We start from the raw sequence: 16,812 nt of genomic DNA, 5'->3' as shown, positions 1-16,812 counted from the left end.
GCAGTGCTTGATCGCCGCGCGCGCCGCCGATAGCTGATCGCATGGCCGCGCCGCTTCCCGCCGACGATTCCACTGCCGCCGCCGAGCTCGAGCGGCTCGCCGCCGAGATCGCGCATCATAACCGGCTCTATCATACCGACGACGCGCCCGAGATTTCGGACGCCGATTATGACGCGCTGATGCGGCGCAATACCGCGATCGAGGCGGCGTTCCCGCACCTCATCCGTGCCGATTCGCCGAGCGTGAAGGTCGGCGCGGCCCCCGCCGGGCACCTCGCCAAGGTGGCGCATGCGCGGCCGATGTTCAGCCTCGACAATGCGTTCGACGACGACGAGGTGCGCGACTTCGTCGGGCGTGTGCGGCGGTTCCTCAACTTGCCCGAAGACGAACCGATCGCGCTGACCGCCGAGCCCAAGATCGACGGGTTGAGCTGTTCGCTGCGCTACGAAAACCGCAAACTCGTCCAGGCGCTGACCCGTGGCGATGGACAGGTCGGCGAGGACGTCACCGCCAATGTCCGCACGATCGCCGACATTCCCGCGACCCTCCCGGCGGGTGCGCCCGACGTGTTCGAGGTGCGCGGCGAGGTCTATATGGAGAAATCGGCGTTCGCCGCGCTCAACGCGCGATTGCTCGCGGAGGCCGAAGCGGCAGGCAAGGAAGCGCGCCAGTTCGCCAATCCGCGCAACGCCGCCGCCGGGTCGCTGCGCCAGAAGGATGCGGCGGTTACCGCATCGCGGCCGCTCGCTTTCTTCGCCTGGGGGTGGGGCGAGGCGAATGATTTGCCCGGGGATACGCAGAGCGCGGTCATAGCGGCGATCCGCGACTGGGGCTTTCCCGTCGCGCGCCAGTTTCAGCCCGGCGGCACGCTCGACCAAGCACTCGCGACCTACAAGGCGATCGAGGCCGAGCGCGCCGATCTGCCGTTCGACATCGACGGAGTCGTGTACAAGGTCGACCGGCTCGACTGGCAGGCGCGGCTCGGGTTCGTCGGGCGCGCCCCGCGCTGGGGACTCGCGCACAAATTCCCCGCCGAGCGAGCGCAGACGACCCTGCTCGCCATCGACATTCAGGTCGGGCGCACGGGCAAGCTGACTCCCGTCGCCAAGCTCGAGCCGGTGACGGTCGGCGGCGTCGTCGTGCGCAACGCGACGCTGCACAACGCCGACGAGATCGCGCGGCTCGGCGTGCGCCCCGGCGACCGTGTCGTGCTGCAACGCGCGGGTGACGTCATCCCGCAGATCGTCGAGAACCTGACCCGCGACGAACCGCGCGATCCCTGGACCTTCCCGACCCATTGCCCGCAATGCGACAGCGAGGCGGTGGCGGAGGAGGGCGAGGTCGACGTGCGCTGCACCGGCGGCCTGATCTGCCCGGCGCAGCGGCTCGAACGCTTGAAGCATTTCGTCTCGCGCGGCGCGCTCGATATCGATTCGCTCGGGGTCGAGCGGTTGAAACTGTTCCTCGACCTGGGCTGGATCGCCGAACCGGGCGATATTTTCCGGCTCGCCGCCCACCGCGATGAATTGCTCGGCATGAAGGGGTGGAAGGAAACCTCCGTCGACGGCTTGCTGGCGGCCATCGAGGCGAAGCGCACGCCCGACGCCGCGCGGTTGCTGTTCGGGCTCGGCATCCGCCATGTCGGCGCGATCACCGCGCGCGATCTGATGAAGATGTTCGTCGATCTGCCTGCATTGCGGACGGCTGCCGAGGCCGCGCATGCAGGCGATGCCGAAGCGGTCGATCGCTTCGCGCTGATCGACGGGGTTGGGCCGGTGGTGGTCGAGGCGCTGGGCGATTTCTTCCACGAGCCACACAACCAGCACGTCTGGGACGACCTGCTCGCCGAAGTCTCGCCCCCGCCGTTCGTGGTCGAAACGCGCGAATCGCGCGTCAGCGGCAAGACGATCGTGTTCACCGGCAGCCTGGAGACGCTGAGCCGCGACGAGGCCAAGGCGCAGGCGGAGGCATTGGGCGCGCGCGTCGCCGGATCGGTGTCGGCGAAGACCGATCTGGTCGTCGCGGGTCCGGGCGCGGGATCGAAGCTCAAGAAGGCCGCGGAGCTGGAGATCGAGGTCATCGACGAGGCCGGATGGGCGGCGATTGTCGCCACGGCTGGCTGATCTGGTGGTGATGCTTTTTTGCAACGCAACATCATGATTCCGAAACTGTCCACAGCCCCGGCTTGCACTGTCATCTGAGCGACATATTCTGTCGCCAGGGACGTCCGGGAAGGTGCGCGGATTCGACGCATCGGGCGATTTACCGCTCATAGGGGAATACCATGCGAACTCAATTGCTTATCGGCGCGGCCGCAGTCGCGATGCTGTTTCCGGGCGCGGCCTACGCGCAGTCGACCGGTTCGACCGACTTCGACAATAACGACATCGTCATCACCTCGACTCGCACGCAGGGCGGCGTCGGCGGCGTGCAGATCCCCGACAGCAGCAAGGCCAAGGGCGTCCTGACGCAGGAGTTCATCTCCAAGCAGACCCCGGGCAACTCGATTCTCGACACGATCAACTCGCTGCCGGGCGTCAGCTTCCAGAACAACGATCCGTTCGGCTCGGCCGGCGGTACGCTGACGATCCGCGGCTTCGACTCGTCGCGCATCGGGCTGACCTTCGACGGCGTTCCGCTCAACGATACGGGCAACTATGCGCTCTATTCGAACCAGCAGCTCGATCCCGAACTGATCCAGCAGGTCAACGTCAGCTACGGTTCGACCGACGTTGACAGCCCGACCGCTGCCGCCTCGGGCTCGACCGTCAACTATACGACGATCGTCCCGACCGACGATTTCGGCGCACGCCTCCAGGGCTCGGTCGGCGACTACAACTTCTTCCGCGTGTTCGGCCTGCTCAACACCGGCCGCTTCACGTCGTTCGGCACCAAGGCGTGGATTTCGGCGAGCAACGCCAACAACGACGTCGTGTTCAACAACTTCGGCAAGATCCGCAAGTCGCAGTACAATGCGCGCATCTATCAGCCGATCGGCTCGAACGGCGACTTCATCTCGCTGGCCGGCAACTATAACGTCAACCGCAACAACTTCTTCGGCTCGGCGCCGTTGCGCATCGACACCACCATCAGCCCGACCAACTTGACGTTGCGCACGCCGGGCACGGGATCGAGCAATCGCTTCCCCTATAGTCAGAATGAACTGCCATATACGATCGCGCGCTGCCTGACGACGCCGGCCGTCGCGGGCACCGCGCAAACCACGGGCACGGTTAACGCGCCCGGTGCGTCGAACAACGGTGTCACCTGCGGTAGCAGCTTCGACGAGCGCTACAATCCTTCGAACACCGGCAGCATCCGTTTCGGGTCGCGCTTTACGCTGGCTCCCGGCCTCGTGTTCACCGCCGACGCCAGCTTCCAGTACGTCAAGGCGAACGGCGGCGGCACGGTGACGGGCCGCGAGCAGCTGCGCGACATCGACCCCACGGCCGGCGTCAACAACCAGCCTGGTTTCATTGGTGGCAGCTATTATTTCGGCCGCGATCTGAACGGTGACGGCGATACGCTCGACCAAGTTACTCTGCTCGCGCCGAGCCAGACGGTCACGCACCGCTACGGCCTGATCACCTCGCTGCGTTACGACATCGACAGCAACAACACGCTGCGCATCGCCTATTCGCACGATTACGGCCGTCACCGGCAGACCGGCGAGCTCAACCAGCTGGCGCCGGACGGCTATCCGACCGACGTCTTCCCGATCAACAACCCGCTGCGCGATTCGAACGGCAACATCGTCGAAAAGCGCGACCGCCTGTCGTTCGCCATTCTCGACCAGGTGGCGGGCGAATATCGCGGGACGTTTGGCCATTTGACCGCGAGCATCGGCGTCCGCGCGCCGTTCTTTGTTCGTAAGCTGAACAACTTCTGCTTCACGACCAGCTCGAGCGGTTTCCTCGACTGCTTCGGCCGCGGCAATACTGCGGCGAACACCGCTTATGCGGGCTTCAACCCGTACAGCTTCAACTCGACGACGAACGTCGTCACCGGCTTTGCGCCGCCGCAGTCGCGGACTTACCGCTATAATCGCGTGCTGCCGAACATCGGCCTGACCTACAAGTTCGGCGGCGGTGCGACCGTGTACGTGAACTATTCGAAGGGCCTGCAGGTGCCGGGTACGGACAATCTGTACAACGCCTTCTACTACCCGGTCGGGTCGGCGCAGGCGAAGCCGGTGCCGGAAACCTCGGACAATTTCGATGCCGGGTTCCGCTACACGACGAGCAAGATTCAGGCATTCGTGGGACCGTGGTACACGCGCTTCACCAACCGGCTGGCCAGCGCGTACGATCCGGACACGCAGACGACGTTCTACCGCAACCTCGGCCGCGTCGATAAGTACGGCATCGACGGCAGCATTTCGTACAAGCCGATCCCCGAAGTCGTGGCCTATGTCTTCGGCTCGTACATGAAGTCGGAAATCAAGAACAACGTCGTGCTCGGCACCTGCACCACGGTGACGACCGCAAACTGCACGGCAATTGGCCAGACGATTTATGCGCTTACCGCCGGCAAGCGTGAATCGGGCGCGCCGGTGTATACGTTCGGCGGCCGTCTTCAGGGCACGTTCGGACCAGTGTCGCTGGCGGTGCAGGCCAAGCGGACCGGGCCTCGCTACGTCAATGACCAGAATCTGCCCAACTTGCAGTGCACGGGCACCGTCGTGAATTCGGCCTGTCCGACCGCCAGTGTTTCCTACCAGGTGTATCCGGCCAAAACGCCGGCCTACACCACGGTCGATCTCGACGCTCGCGTGAGCCTGGAATGGCTGGGTCTCAACAAGACCACCTACTTCCAGTTCAACGTGCAGAACGTGTTCAACGAGTTCTACGTTGGCGGGTTCTCGGGTGGTGCTACCACTCAGTACAGCGTGCCGTTCGCGCAGATCGGCAGCCCGCGGGCCTTCATCGGAACGCTCAACGTTCAGTTCTAATCGATCTCGCAGTCAAAAATCGGCCGCCGTTCCAACCGGGACGGCGGTCTTTTTTGTGTCACAGCCGCACCGTCAGATCGGCGTGGAACGTGCGCTGCGGGAAAGGGTGGAACAGGAAGTATTTGTCGTTGCCGACGTTATCGACGCCCAGCCCGAGCGTGTAGCGCTTCGCCACCGTGAATTGCGCGCGCAGGTCGACGACCAGATAGTGGTCGAACCCCTGATAGGTGTTGCCGACCAGGTCGCTATTGTCGAGCGTGCCGTAGAGCCGGCTGGCGTAGCGCCCGGCGGCGGTCAGCGCGATGCCGTCGACCGGGCGCCACGTCGCGACGAGGCTCGCTTTCCATTCGGGCACGGTCGGAATCCGCTTGCCGATCGCGGCAGGGAACGCGGCGTCGGCGCGGGTCGTCGCGTCGGCATAGGTCAGGCTGCCCGACAGGTCGACGCGCGGGACCAGGTCGGTGCGCGCAAACGCCAGTTCCAGCCCCCTCGCACGCGTCCGCTCGACATTCTGGACGAAGGTCGCGAGCATGGGGCCGCCGTTGAGCGGGCCGGTCTGCGAGACCAGCGCGTCGAACACGATCTCGTTGAACAGCGACAGGCGAAGCGAGCCCTTCGCATCGACGCGCTCGATCGCGAGCTCCTCTGATCGCGCATGCTCTGGGCGGAGGTTGGGGTTGGGCACGGCGGCGACCGGCGTGGTGACGATCTGATAGAGCTCGCCGACCGTCGGAAAGCGCCACGCGTCGCCGAACGACGCGCGCGCGGTCCAACCCTTGGCGAAGGTCCACGCGAGCGTCGCCTTGGGCGAGAATTTCGCCGCCGCCAGCGCCGGCTGGGTCGTTGGGGGGGCGGGCGGGCCAGGAAAGTTAAAGCCATCGGACGCGCGCCACCATTCATAGCGCCCGCCGACGGTCAGCGTCAGTGGTGGCGTGATGGTCCAATCGTCCTGCGCCCAGATCGCCGCGGTCCGGGTCTTGCCCGCCGATTGCTGGTTGAGCGCGCCGGCGCTACCTGCGATCCAGTCGGTCGCGGTGTACCGGTTGCTCGACAGCGTGAAGCGGTCCCAATGCGCACCGGCGCTCAGCGTGTCGGCTGGGCCGACACGCCACGCCGCCTTCGCATCGAGCGTCGCCCAGCCGGTGCCGTTCATCCGCATAATCGTCCCCGCGCCGCCGCTTAGTGCGGACGGTAGGACGGTCGTCGCGATGCGCTGCTCGTCGCGGTCGACGATGTAGCGCGTGCCGATCACTTGCCAATCGACCGCGCCGCTCGATCCGCCGAGCGACAGGCTGTGCGACCAATGGCGCTGGTCGGTGCGGTACACCCCGCTGCTCAGCGCAAGCGGATAATTGGGGGCGCCCGTCGCGACCGTCTTCAGAAACGTGTCGGACCGCGCATCGGTGCGGTTGAGGAATAGCGCACCGACATAGGTCAGGCGGACCGCCCGAGTCAGGTCGAGCGCAGCCTTCAGCTTCAACCGGTCCTGGCGCTGGTCCTCGATCCCCGTTGCGCCGAGCACGGCGATCCGCTGGCCGAAGCGGTTGACGTCGGCGATGGCGCCAACGGTCCCCGCGGGTGCGGCTGTCGCGGTCGTATAGCCGAGCGGCTGGCCGCGGCTCGCGACATGGTCGTAACTGGCGAACAGCGACAGCGGGCCGAACCGGTCGCCCAGCGTCGCGCCGAACTGATACGCCGGATAGGTGTCGCGGCGCCCGTACAGATCGAACGTCTGCACGCTCGTACCTGCGGTGACCGTGCCTTCGAAATTGTCGGGCATCCGCGTCGTGATATTGACCACCGCGCCGATCGAATTGCCCGGATAGGCCGCCGAAAACGGGCCGTAGATCACGTCGATGCGAGCTATTTCCTGCGGGCTGACGAGACCCCATTTGGGCGAGGCGGAGGTATTGTTGTTGCCGATCAGCGCGGACAAGAGCGCGCCGTCGGCGTAGATCAGGCTGCGCGCGCTCGCGCCGAGCCCCGAGGTGCGTGTCGCGAGCGGCGCTTGCGTGTCGCCGATATGGCGTTTGCGGACGATCAGGCTCGGCAGATATTTGACCGTGTCCTCGACGTTCATCGCGTTGACGGTGCGCGCGATCGTGTCGGCGTCGGTCGAGGCGGCGGTGCCGGGCGAGGGCGCGATCGGGCGCTCGCGCTGGCCGGTGATGGTGATGTCGTCGCGGCGCTGATCCTCGTCGGGATCGGATGCCCAGGCGGGCAGGGCGACGGTCGCCGCGAGCACGGCGAGCGAGGCGCGCCACAGCGCGCGCTTATCGGTGAACACGAAAAATTCCCTTGCTGAAACACGAATAGCCGCAGGTGCGGCAGTGGTTCAGGCGAGGGCTGGCGGTCCGGTCGCGGGCGGCGGCGGCGCGGCGAGACCGCGGCCAGGCGTGGCGATGATCTTGGCAAGCGCCGGAGCAGCGTCGACCGGTGATGGCGGCGCGACGATCACCGGCACTGGCGGCGCTGCGTCGGCGATGCCAAGCCCGGCGAAAGCGCACGGGTGATCGCCGCTTTGTCCGTTCGCCGGCGCCTTGTGGTGCAGCTTGCCGTCGGGCGTCAGCACCATTGTGTCGTCGGGACCCATGCCGTTGCACAGCGCGATCTCGATCCCGCCCGCCGCGCCCGCCACAGGCATCCACCCCTCGGGCGTGAGCCCACGCGCCAGCAGCACGCCGACCAGCAGCATCAGCCAGGCGAACCGGCGTGCAGGGGAGGGCGAGCGGATGGTCATCGTGGCGTTCCTTAATCGCAGGACGCGGCGCCGACCAACATTATTCCCCGCGCCTTTCCCGATTCGCGCCATCGCGTATAAGGGCGCCGCCCCATGGCCAGCCTGCCCGCCCCCGCCGATCCGCCCGATGCGGTGACCAAGCCCAGCTTCTGGCGCCCCGCGATCTTTTCGCGCCCGTTCTTCGAGGACAGGAGCAAGGCGTTCTGGCGGCTCCAGGCGGTGGGCTGGGGCGGGTATGTCCTGCTCCGCTCGGTCTCGACCTTCTCGATCGCCAATACCCTGTCGGGCCAGGCGTTCGTCACGATCCTGCTCCAGGCGATCGTCGGCTATTGCGTGACCGTCCTGCTGTCGACGCTCTACGCCTATTACCGGCGGCTGCCGCGGCTGCGCGAGATCCTGTTCACCGTGCTGACGCTCGGCGTGGCGACGTTCCTGATGGCGACGATCAACGCGCTCGCGCTCAGTCTCTTCACCCCCGGCGACGGGTTCAGCGGGATCGTGGCGGCGCCCGGCGTGACGCTCAAGAGCATCGTCAGCCAGCTGTTCCTGACCTTCACCGTGCTCGCCGGCTGGTCGGCGCTCTATTTCGGGATCAATTTCTACCTGATCGTCGAGGAGCAGAACGACCAGCTCGAACGGCTGGGGACGCAGGCGTCGTCGGCGCAGCTGGCGATGCTGCGCTACCAGCTCAACCCGCACTTCCTGTTCAACACGCTCAACTCGATCTCGACGCTGGTGCTCTTGAAGGAGACCGAGCGCGCCAATGCGATGTTGTCGCGGCTGGCGGATTTCCTGCGCTTCACCCTGGTCTACGAGCCGACCGCGCACGTCACCGTCGCGCAGGAAGTGCAGACGCTAAAGCTCTATCTCGAGATCGAGAAGATGCGGTTCGAAAACCGGCTGCGCCCGGCGTTCGAGATCGACCCGCGTGCCGAACGCGCGCGATTGCCGTCGCTGCTGCTCCAGCCGCTCGTCGAAAACGCGATCAAATATGCGGTGTCCCCAAGCGAAGAGGGGGCGGAAATCGCGGTTTCGGCACGGCTTGTCGGCGAACGCGTGCGGATTACCGTGTCGGACTCGGGGCCGGGGTTGATCGAGAACAAGTTAGGCCCAAGCCTTTCAACCGGCGTGGGGCTCGCCAATATAAGAGACCGGCTGGTTCAGGCGTACGGGCCTGACCACCGTTTTGACAGTCGATCGACGCCAGGGGGCGGCTTTGTCGTGGAGATCGAGATTCCGTACCAGTTGGACGATCCGAATAGAGAGGCCGCATGACGATCAGAACGATTTTGGTGGATGACGAGACGCTGGCGATCCAGGGACTCGAACTCCGCCTGCAAGCGCACGAGGATGTCGAGATCATCGACCGCTGCGCCAACGGCCGCGAAGCGATCCGCAGCATCAAGACCAACAAGCCCGACCTGGTGTTCCTCGACATCCAGATGCCGGGGTTCGACGGCTTTTCGGTGGTGCAGGGGCTGATGGAGGTCGAGCCGCCACTGTTCGTGTTCGTCACCGCTTTTTCGGAGCACGCACTGCGCGCGTTCGAGGCACAGGCGGTCGATTATCTGGTCAAGCCGGTCGAGGAATCGCGGCTCGCCGACACGCTCGAGCGCGTGCGCCAGCGGCTGGCTGAGAAGCGCGGCGCGGAGGAAGTCGAGAAATACAAGGAAGCGCTGGCCGAGGTCGCGCCCGAAGCCGCGGACGAGATCGCCGACGGCGGCGGCGACCATTCGTCGAGCCGCTTCGAAAAGCTCATCAACATCAAGGACCGCGGCAAGATCTTCCGCGTCGATGTCGACACGATCGAAGTGGTCGAGGCGGCGGGCGATTACATGTGCATCAAGACCGGCGACAACACGCTGATCCTGCGCCAGACGATGAAGGACTTGGAAAAGCGCCTCGATCCGCGCCGGTTCCAGCGCGTGCATCGCTCGACGATCGTCAACCTCGACCTGGTGCGTCAGGTCAAACCGCACACCAACGGCGAATGCTTCCTGGTGCTCGATTCGGGTGGACAGGTGAAGGTCAGCCGTAGCTATCGCGACGTGGTGGCGCGGTTCGTTCACTAAAAAGCCGGGGAGGACACGATGAGCAGCCAGTACGAAACCTTCGCCGCGCTGCACATCCCCGGCGACCCGCTGATCATCTACAATTGCTGGGACCCGGGCAGCGCGGTCGCGATCGCCAAAGCAGGCGCGAAGGCGATCGCGACGGGGAGCCACGGCGCGGCGGAATCGCTCGGCTTTCACGACGGCGAGGAACTCCCGCTCGACCTCGCGCTCGACAACGCGCGGCGGATCATGGGGGTGGTCGACGTGCCCGTCTCGATCGATTTCGAAAGCGGCTATGCGACCGATCCTGAGGGCGTCGCCGCGAACCACGCCAGGCTCGCCGCGACCGGCGCGGTCGGGTGCAATTTCGAGGATTCGGTGATCGGCGGCGAGGGTGTCTATCCGCTCGCCGTAGCGGCCGACCGAATAGCGGCGGCGCGGCGCGGGGCGGGCGATGCGTTCTACATCAACGCTCGCGTGGACCTCTATCTGCGTACCCCCAAGGAACAACACGACGCGTCGCTGGTCGACCACACCGTCGAGCGCGCGCAGGCCTATGTCGCGGCGGGCGCGAGCGGCATCTTCGTGCCCGGTTTGCGCGACGTCGCGACGATCGCGGATATCGTCAAACGCACGGGTGCGCGGATCAACATCATCCCCGGCGCGACCCAGCATGCCCGCGAGTTCGCCGACGTCGGCGTCGCACGGGTCAGCTATGGGGGCGGGCCGTGGCATGCCGCGATGGCGTGGCTGGAGGAACAGGCGCGCCCGGCGATCAACTGGCGCTAACGTGTGTCCCCGCGAAGGCGGGGACCCAGACTGGGCTCCCGCCTTCGCGGGAGTACAAGGAACCTTAGTCCAATGGCCGCCGATCCTCGTCGGTCACGCCCAGATCGGTCGCGGTGAACAACGTGTGGAGCGTGATCCCACGCTCCGCCAGCATCCTGCTCGCGCCCTGTTCGCGGTCGAGGATAACGATCGCTTCGGTCATCACGCCGCCCGCCTCGGCGATCTGGTCCGCTGCCTTCAGGATCGACCCGCCGCTCGTTGCGACATCGTCGATCAGCACGACGCGCTTGCCCGCCAGGGTCTCGCCGCCCGCATCGTCGAGTCCCTCGACCATCAGCGACGTTCCATGCGCCTTCGCCGCCTTGCGCACGAACACCGCGCCGATCGGCCGCCCGGCCTCCCAGCTCGCCGCGGCGATCCCGCCGAGCAACGGCACCGCGCCCATCTCCAGCCCCGCCACGTAATCCGCCTCCAGGCCAACCAGCACCGACAATAGCCCGCGCGCGCATTGCGCCGCGCCCTCGGGCGTCATCATCGTCGCCTTCATATTGAAATAGATCCGGCTGCGCTTGCCCGACACGAGCAGGAACTCGCCGCGCTTGAAGGTGCGCTGGGCGAGCAAAGCGCGCAGCGCCTCGCGGTCGTAAGCGGCGGCCATTACGGTCTCCTCATAAGGAAAGGGCGCCGCCGTCGCCGGCAGCGCCCTCCCTTCGATCAAGCCTAGCTTAGCGTCAACCGGCGTGACCTGCCGCCAGCGCCGCAAGCAGCAGCAGCGCGACGATGTTGGTGATCTTGATCATCGGGTTGACCGCCGGGCCCGCCGTATCCTTGTACGGGTCGCCCACCGTGTCGCCGGTGACCGCGGCCTTGTGGGCTTCGCTGCCCTTGCCGCCGTAATTGCCGTCCTCGATATACTTCTTGGCATTGTCCCACGCGCCGCCGCCCGAGGTCATCGAGATGGCGACGAACAGGCCCGAGACGATCACGCCGAGCAGCATTGCGCCGACCGTGGCGAAGCCCTGCTCGCGATCCGCTACCGCCTGGACGACGAAGAACACGACCACGGGGCTCAGCACCGGGAGCAGCGACGGGACGATCATTTCCTTGATCGCCGCGCGGGTGACGATGTCGACGGTGCGGCCGTAGTTGGGACGGCTGGTCCCTTCCATGATGCCCTTGTCCGCGGCGAACTGCGCGCGGACATCCTCGACCACCGAACCCGCCGCCCGGCCGACCGCGGTCATGCCGAACGCGCCGAACAGGTAGGGGAGGAGCGCCCCCAGCAGCAGCCCGACAATGATGTACGGGTTGCTGAGCTGGAAATCGATATGGCCGATGTTGAGCGCCGCCGCGTAGCGGTCGAGGTCGGTCGTGTAGGCGCCGAACAGCACCAGCGCCGCGAGCGCCGCCGAGCCGATCGCATAGCCCTTGGTCACCGCCTTGGTCGTGTTGCCGACCGCGTCGAGCGCGTCGGTGCGATGGCGGACATCGTCGGGCAGCCCCGCCATTTCGGCGATGCCGCCGGCGTTATCGGTGACCGGGCCGTAGGCATCGAGCGCGACGACCATCCCGGCGAGCGCGAGCAGCGACGTCGCGGCGAACGCCACGCCGATAATGCCCGCGAGCTGGAACGTGGCGATCACCGCGACGACGATGACGAGCGTCGGCAACGCGGTCGACTCAAGGCTGATCGCCAGACCCTGAATAACGTTGGTGCCGTGGCCGGTGGTCGACGCCTTGGCGATCGACTTGACCGGGCGATAGTTGGTGCCGGTGTAATATTCGGTGATCCAGACGAGCAATCCGGTAACGACCAGGCCGATCATCATGCACCAGAAGAGCTTGGCGCCGGTGAACGTCTTGGCGGCGGTCACGATCGGCGTGGCCATATCGCCGAGCACGTACTGCGTCGCGAAGAAGATCGCCGGAACCGACAGGATGACGGTGGTCCAGAACCCCTTGTACATCGCGCCCATGATCGACTCTTTCTTGCTGAGACGGACGAGATAGGTGCCGATGATCGAAGTGATGATGCACACGCCGCCGACGATCAGCGGAAGCGTCATCAGCTGAAGCAAATTGCCGGCGTCGGGGAGCAGCAGCGCGATCGACACCATGGTGAGGCCGATCGTCACGACATAGGTTTCGAACAGGTCGGCCGCCATGCCGGCGCAGTCGCCGACGTTGTCGCCTACGTTATCGGCGATCGTCGCGGGGTTGCGGGGGTCGTCCTCGGGAATGCCCGCCTCGACCTTGCCGACCAGGTCGGCGCCGACGTCGGCGGCCTTGGTGAAGATGCCACCGCCGAGCCGCGCGAAGATCGAGATGAGCGAGGCGCCGAACGCCAGCGCGGTCAGCGCAGCGACGATCTCATGGTCGCCCGGCGCGAGGTGCTTGACCCCGACCAGGTACCAGAAGATCCCCGAGATCGAGAGCAGGCCGAGCCCCGCCACCAGCATCCCGGTGATCGCGCCCGAGCGGAACGCCATCGTCAGACCGCCCTGCAAGCTACCGCGCGCGGCCTCCGCTGTGCGGACGTTGGCGCGGACCGAGATGTTCATACCGATGAAGCCGGCGATGCCCGACAGGATTGCGCCGATCAGGAAGGACACGGTCGACAGCCCGCCAAGCGTGAAGAACAGCACGAGCGCGACGACCACACCGACGATCGCGATGGTGGTGTATTGCCGGCCGAGATAAGCCTTGGCGCCCTCCTGCACCGCGGAGGCAATGTCCTGCATCTTTTCGTTGCCGGCGGGTGCGCGAAGCACCTGCATGCTGGTGATGATGCCATAGGCCACGGCGATCAGGCCGCAGACGATGGCCGCATACACGATCGTCATTCTTGTTTCCCCTTTATTGCGCCGACTTGGTGCCCGCGCGCTTCCCTAGGTGGCGCTTGCTATACCGGTGCGGGCGCGGCGTGCAAGCGCGTCGGATCAGTGAAGAAAGCCGAGGCTGGCCGGGAGCGGGACGGGCTCCGCGCCGTCCTTGAGAGTCAGGCCCGCGCCGGCGGCGAATGCGCCGATCCGCGTGGCGGCGACGGGCGGGGTCCGGTCGGCGGCCGCTGCGAACAGCAATTGATAATCGTCCCCTGCCGTCGCCGCTGCGATCCGCGCGGCGCGGTCGTCTCCGGCGAAGGCGCGATAGGCGGCGGATAGGGGCACGAGCGCGAGGTCGATCGCCACCGCGAGGTCGCTCGCCTCGGCCATCCGTATGGCGTCGAGCAACAGGCCGTCGGACACGTCCATCATGGCGTGGACGTGGGCGGCCAGCGCGCGGCCTTCGGCGAGGCGCGGAGTCGGGCGGCGGTATGCCGCGAGCAATTCGGGCGAACCATCCTCACCGCGCGCGATCCGCAATCCGGCGCCTGCATCGCCGATGGTGCCCGTCACCCAGAGCGCGTCGCCGGCCTTCGCTTCCGACCGCAGCACTGCGGCGCCCTCGCGACCGAACGCCGTCAGAGTCAGCACGCGCGGCGCGCCCAGCGGCCACGACACGGTGTCGCCGCCCAGCAGCGGGCACCCGAATGCGGCCAGCGCTTCGCCGAATCCGGTGAGAAAGCCGCTGTCCCAACCCTGTGCTGGGGAACCTATAGGATAGTTGAGGAGCACGCCCTCCGGCCTCGCCCCCTTTGCCGCGAGGTCGGACAGGTTTACCGCGACCAGCTTCCACGCGACATCCTCGGGCGGGTCCTCGGGAAGGAAATGAACACCCTCGACGATCGTGTCGGTCGTGATCGTCAGCCCAGCCAGCGTCGCCGTATCGTCGGTCAGCCCGCGCGCGCCCTCGTGCAGCGGCAACGAGCGCAACGCGGCGAGGAACTTAGCCTCGTGCATCCTTCGCCACCGCATCCAGCAGCCCGTTGACGAACCCCGCCTCGCGCCGATCATAGAACGCTTTCGCGACATCGACATATTCGCTGATCACCGTCCCCGTCGCGGTGTCGGCGCGCGCGAGCAGTTCGTAGGTCGCGGCGCGGAGCAGCGCCTTCATCGGCTTGTCGAGTCGCTCGAGGTTCCAGTCCTTGGACAATTTGGCGGCGATTAGCGCGTCTATCTCCCCCGTTCGCGCCAGCGTTCCCGTCACGATATCGTCGAAATAATCCTCGTCGGCCGGCGCGTATTCGGCATCCTCGATCGTCGCGCCGAGCCGGTGCTGGTGGAATTCGTGGAGCAACGGCGCGAGCGCCATGCCCTCCATCTCGTGCTGATAGAGTGCTTGCGTGGCGGCGAGGCGCGCGGCGGCGCGGGCCTTGGATCGGGCGGCAGTTCGGCGTGACATTTGCGCGTGCCTATCGGTCAGCGGACGCCGAGGCGCAAGGCCACAGATTGGGCGTGCGCGGGCAGTCCTTCCGCCTCCGCCAATGTCACCGCCGCCGGGCCGATCGTGGCGAGCGCGGCGTCGCTCAGCGACAGGAAGCTGGTGCGCTTCATGAAATCGAGCACCGACAGCCCGCTCGAAAAGCGCGCGCGGCGGCCGGTGGGGAGGACGTGGTTCGGCCCGGCGACGTAATCGCCGACTGCCTCGGGGGTGTGGCGGCCCAGGAACACCGACCCGGCGTGCTTGACCATGTCGAACAGCGCTTCCGCGTCGTCACACGCCAGTTCGAGATGCTCGGGCGCGAGGCGGTTCACCAGCGGCATCGCTTCGGCTAGATCGGCGGCGACGATGATCGCGCCGTTGGCGTCCCACGACGCGCGCGCGACTTTCGCGGTGGCGAGCTCGCCGATCTGGAGGTCGACCGCGTCGGCAACCGCGCGCGCGAGGTCGGCGGAGTCGGTGAACAGGATCGATTGGCTCGACGGGTCGTGCTCGGCCTGGCTCAGCAAATCGGCGGCGATCCACTGCGGGTCGTTGCGCCCGTCCGCGACGACGACGATCTCGCTTGGCCCCGCGACCATGTCGATCCCGACCACGCCGTACAGCTGGCGCTTGGCCTCGGCGACCCAGGCGTTGCCCGGGCCGCACACGACATCGACCGGCGCGATCCGCCCCGTGCCGTAAGCGAGCGCCGCGATTGCCTGCGCACCGCCGATCCGCCAGATCTCGTCGACCCCGGCGATGTGCGCGGCGGCGAGGACCAATGGGTTGACCTTCCCGTCGGGCGTCGGCGTGACCATCACCAGCCGCTCGACCCCCGCGACCTTGGCGGGAATCGCGTTCATCAGGACCGAACTGGGATAGGCCGCGCGGCCGCCGGGCACGTAGATCCCCGCCGCATCGACCCCGCGCCACCGCGATCCCAGCCGCGCGCCGACTGCGTCGGTCGTGTCGCTGTCGGCGGGCTTCTGCTTGACGTGATAGGCGACGATCCGCTCGGCGGCGAGTTCGAGCGCGGCGCGCAGATCGGGCGCGAGCGCGTCGTGCGCGGCGAGCCACTCCGCCTTCTCGATCCGCCAGCCGGTCTCGTTCAGATCGTGATTGTCGAACTTGCGGGTGAAGGCGTGGACCGCGGCATCGCCCTCGTCGCGCACGCTGGCGACGATCATGCGCACGTCGCGTGCGACATCCTGGTCGGTCTCGCGCCGCGCCTCGACCAGCGCCTCGAACTGGCGGTCGAAGCCCGGTTCGGAGGTCGAGAGCTTGATCACGCCACTGCCCCCCGGAACGCATCGACCAGCGGGACGAGCTCGGCCCGCGTCTTGAACGCCGCGCGGTTGACGATCAGGCGGCTGGTGACCTCGGCGATCACTTCGACCTCGACCAGCCCGTTTTCCTTGAGCGTGCGCCCCGACGAGACCAAGTCGACAATCCGCGGCGCGAGGCCGAGCGTCGGCGCCAGTTCCATCGCGCCGTTCAGCTTGACGCACTCGGCCTGCACCCCGCGCGCTTCGAAATGGCGCTGCGTGAGGTAGGGGTATTTGGTCGCCACGCGAACGTGGCTCCACCCGCGCGGATCGTCGGTCGCGGCGAGCTCGGCTGGCTCGGCCACGGAGAGCCGGCAATGGCCGATGCCGAGATCCACGGGCGCGTAGAGCTCGGGATAGTCGAACTCCGCGAGCACGTCCGACCCGACGATGCCGAGCTGTGCCGCGCCGTGCGCGACGAAGGTCGCGACGTCGAACGCGCGGACGCGGATCAGGTCGATGGAGGGGTTGCTCGTCGCAAACCGCAGCGCGCGGCTGTCCTCGTCGGCGAACGCCGCTTCGGGCTCGATCCCGGCGCGCGCGAGGAGCGGCGCGGCCTCGGCGAGGATACGGCCCTTGGGGACGGCGATGACGATGGGCGCGGCCATGCGCGGGGCTTTACTTGTGCACCTGCGAAGGCGCAATGCA

The 16,812-nt window shown here is 66.8% G+C and carries 13 protein-coding genes; 5 read left to right on the top strand and 8 right to left on the bottom strand.

Annotated features, from left to right (window positions below; all coding sequences use genetic code 11):
* Positions 1-41 precede the first annotated feature (41 nt).
* Both ligA and E7773_RS14275 read left to right on the top strand, forming a co-directional pair.
* Complete coding sequence (gene ligA / locus E7773_RS14280) at positions 42-2,123, top strand: NAD-dependent DNA ligase LigA (RefSeq protein WP_293992575.1); 2,082 nt, start codon at positions 42-44, stop codon at positions 2,121-2,123.
* Between the two features lie 161 nt (positions 2,124-2,284).
* The gene (locus tag E7773_RS14275; RefSeq protein ID WP_293992574.1) at positions 2,285-4,951 is read left to right on the top strand and encodes a TonB-dependent receptor; all 2,667 of its coding nucleotides are present in this window, start codon (positions 2,285-2,287) and stop codon (positions 4,949-4,951) included.
* A 58-nt stretch (positions 4,952-5,009) separates the two neighbouring features.
* On the opposite strand, the gene E7773_RS14270 is transcribed toward E7773_RS14275, so the two are convergent.
* Together E7773_RS14270 and E7773_RS14265 are read right to left on the bottom strand one after the other, a co-directional pair.
* The gene (locus E7773_RS14270; RefSeq protein ID WP_293992573.1) at positions 5,010-7,238 is read right to left on the bottom strand and encodes a TonB-dependent receptor; all 2,229 of its coding nucleotides are present in this window, start codon (positions 7,236-7,238) and stop codon (positions 5,010-5,012) included.
* A gap of 48 nt (positions 7,239-7,286) precedes the next feature.
* The gene (locus E7773_RS14265) at positions 7,287-7,691 is read right to left on the bottom strand and encodes a hypothetical protein (protein ID WP_293992571.1); all 405 of its coding nucleotides are present in this window, start codon (positions 7,689-7,691) and stop codon (positions 7,287-7,289) included.
* Between the two features lie 93 nt (positions 7,692-7,784).
* On the opposite strand from E7773_RS14265, the gene E7773_RS14260 reads away from it, so the two are divergent.
* Genes E7773_RS14260 through E7773_RS14250 form a run of 3 tightly spaced genes read left to right on the top strand, consistent with a single transcriptional unit; the run spans position 7,785 to position 10,534 of the window.
* Entirely contained in the window at positions 7,785-8,966 is a 1,182-nt protein-coding gene (locus tag E7773_RS14260; RefSeq protein WP_293992570.1) for a histidine kinase, read from the top strand.
* Positions 8,963-9,763 carry a LytTR family DNA-binding domain-containing protein gene (locus tag E7773_RS14255; RefSeq protein WP_293992568.1) on the top strand — a complete coding sequence of 267 codons (801 nt, stop codon included), beginning with the start codon at positions 8,963-8,965 and terminating at the stop codon, positions 9,761-9,763. Before E7773_RS14260 ends, E7773_RS14255 begins: the two co-directional genes overlap by 4 nt.
* Positions 9,764-9,781: 18 nt before the next feature.
* Positions 9,782-10,534, top strand: coding sequence for an isocitrate lyase/phosphoenolpyruvate mutase family protein (locus E7773_RS14250; protein WP_293992566.1), 753 nt, complete (start codon positions 9,782-9,784; stop codon positions 10,532-10,534).
* A 64-nt stretch (positions 10,535-10,598) separates the two neighbouring features.
* Here the strand turns inward: E7773_RS14250 and pyrE are convergent, their stop codons facing one another.
* From pyrE to hisG, 6 genes are all read right to left on the bottom strand, one after another.
* The gene (gene pyrE, locus E7773_RS14245) at positions 10,599-11,192 is read right to left on the bottom strand and encodes an orotate phosphoribosyltransferase (RefSeq protein WP_293992564.1); all 594 of its coding nucleotides are present in this window, start codon (positions 11,190-11,192) and stop codon (positions 10,599-10,601) included.
* Positions 11,193-11,265: 73 nt separating this feature from the next.
* A complete protein-coding gene (locus E7773_RS14240; RefSeq protein ID WP_293992560.1) occupies positions 11,266-13,377 on the bottom strand; it encodes a sodium-translocating pyrophosphatase in 2,112 nt (703 codons plus the stop codon).
* Between the two features lie 96 nt (positions 13,378-13,473).
* Positions 13,474-14,373, bottom strand: coding sequence for a thiamine-phosphate kinase (gene thiL, locus E7773_RS14235; RefSeq protein ID WP_293992557.1), 900 nt, complete (start codon positions 14,371-14,373; stop codon positions 13,474-13,476).
* The gene (nusB, locus tag E7773_RS14230) at positions 14,360-14,818 is read right to left on the bottom strand and encodes a transcription antitermination factor NusB (RefSeq protein ID WP_293992554.1); all 459 of its coding nucleotides are present in this window, start codon (positions 14,816-14,818) and stop codon (positions 14,360-14,362) included. Before nusB ends, thiL begins: the two co-directional genes overlap by 14 nt.
* 17 nt (positions 14,819-14,835) lie before the next feature.
* Positions 14,836-16,128 (bottom strand): histidinol dehydrogenase, encoded by a 1,293-nt coding sequence (gene hisD, locus E7773_RS14225; RefSeq protein ID WP_293992552.1) that lies wholly within the window; start codon positions 16,126-16,128, stop codon positions 14,836-14,838.
* Positions 16,125-16,772 carry an ATP phosphoribosyltransferase gene (hisG, locus tag E7773_RS14220; protein WP_293992549.1) on the bottom strand — a complete coding sequence of 216 codons (648 nt, stop codon included), beginning with the start codon at positions 16,770-16,772 and terminating at the stop codon, positions 16,125-16,127. The genes hisD and hisG overlap by 4 nt, the downstream gene beginning before the upstream one ends.
* Positions 16,773-16,812 lie beyond the last annotated feature (40 nt).

Source organism: Sphingomonas sp., from assembly GCF_004799495.1.
GTDB lineage: Bacteria > Pseudomonadota > Alphaproteobacteria > Sphingomonadales > Sphingomonadaceae > Sphingomonas.
Note: the sequence above shows the minus strand (reverse complement) of the source record. Positions and strands in the feature narration are given on the sequence as shown.

Bases quoted from the DNA above. Each gene is read 5' to 3' on its own strand.
- thiL (WP_293992557.1), bottom strand. From the start codon at position 14,373: ATGCACGAGGCTAAGTTCCTCGCCGCGTTGCGCTCGTTGCCGCTGCAC.
- nusB (WP_293992554.1), bottom strand. From the start codon at position 14,818: ATGTCACGCCGAACTGCCGCCCGATCCAAGGCCCGCGCCGCCGCGCGC.
- E7773_RS14250 (WP_293992566.1), top strand. From the start codon at position 9,782: ATGAGCAGCCAGTACGAAACCTTCGCCGCGCTGCACATCCCCGGCGAC.
- E7773_RS14265 (WP_293992571.1), bottom strand. From the start codon at position 7,691: ATGACCATCCGCTCGCCCTCCCCTGCACGCCGGTTCGCCTGGCTGATG.
- hisG (WP_293992549.1), bottom strand. From the start codon at position 16,772: ATGGCCGCGCCCATCGTCATCGCCGTCCCCAAGGGCCGTATCCTCGCC.
- E7773_RS14260 (WP_293992570.1), top strand. From the start codon at position 7,785: ATGGCCAGCCTGCCCGCCCCCGCCGATCCGCCCGATGCGGTGACCAAG.
- pyrE (WP_293992564.1), bottom strand. From the start codon at position 11,192: ATGGCCGCCGCTTACGACCGCGAGGCGCTGCGCGCTTTGCTCGCCCAG.
- E7773_RS14240 (WP_293992560.1), bottom strand. From the start codon at position 13,377: ATGACGATCGTGTATGCGGCCATCGTCTGCGGCCTGATCGCCGTGGCC.
- ligA (WP_293992575.1), top strand. From the start codon at position 42: ATGGCCGCGCCGCTTCCCGCCGACGATTCCACTGCCGCCGCCGAGCTC.
- E7773_RS14255 (WP_293992568.1), top strand. From the start codon at position 8,963: ATGACGATCAGAACGATTTTGGTGGATGACGAGACGCTGGCGATCCAG.
- E7773_RS14275 (WP_293992574.1), top strand. From the start codon at position 2,285: ATGCGAACTCAATTGCTTATCGGCGCGGCCGCAGTCGCGATGCTGTTT.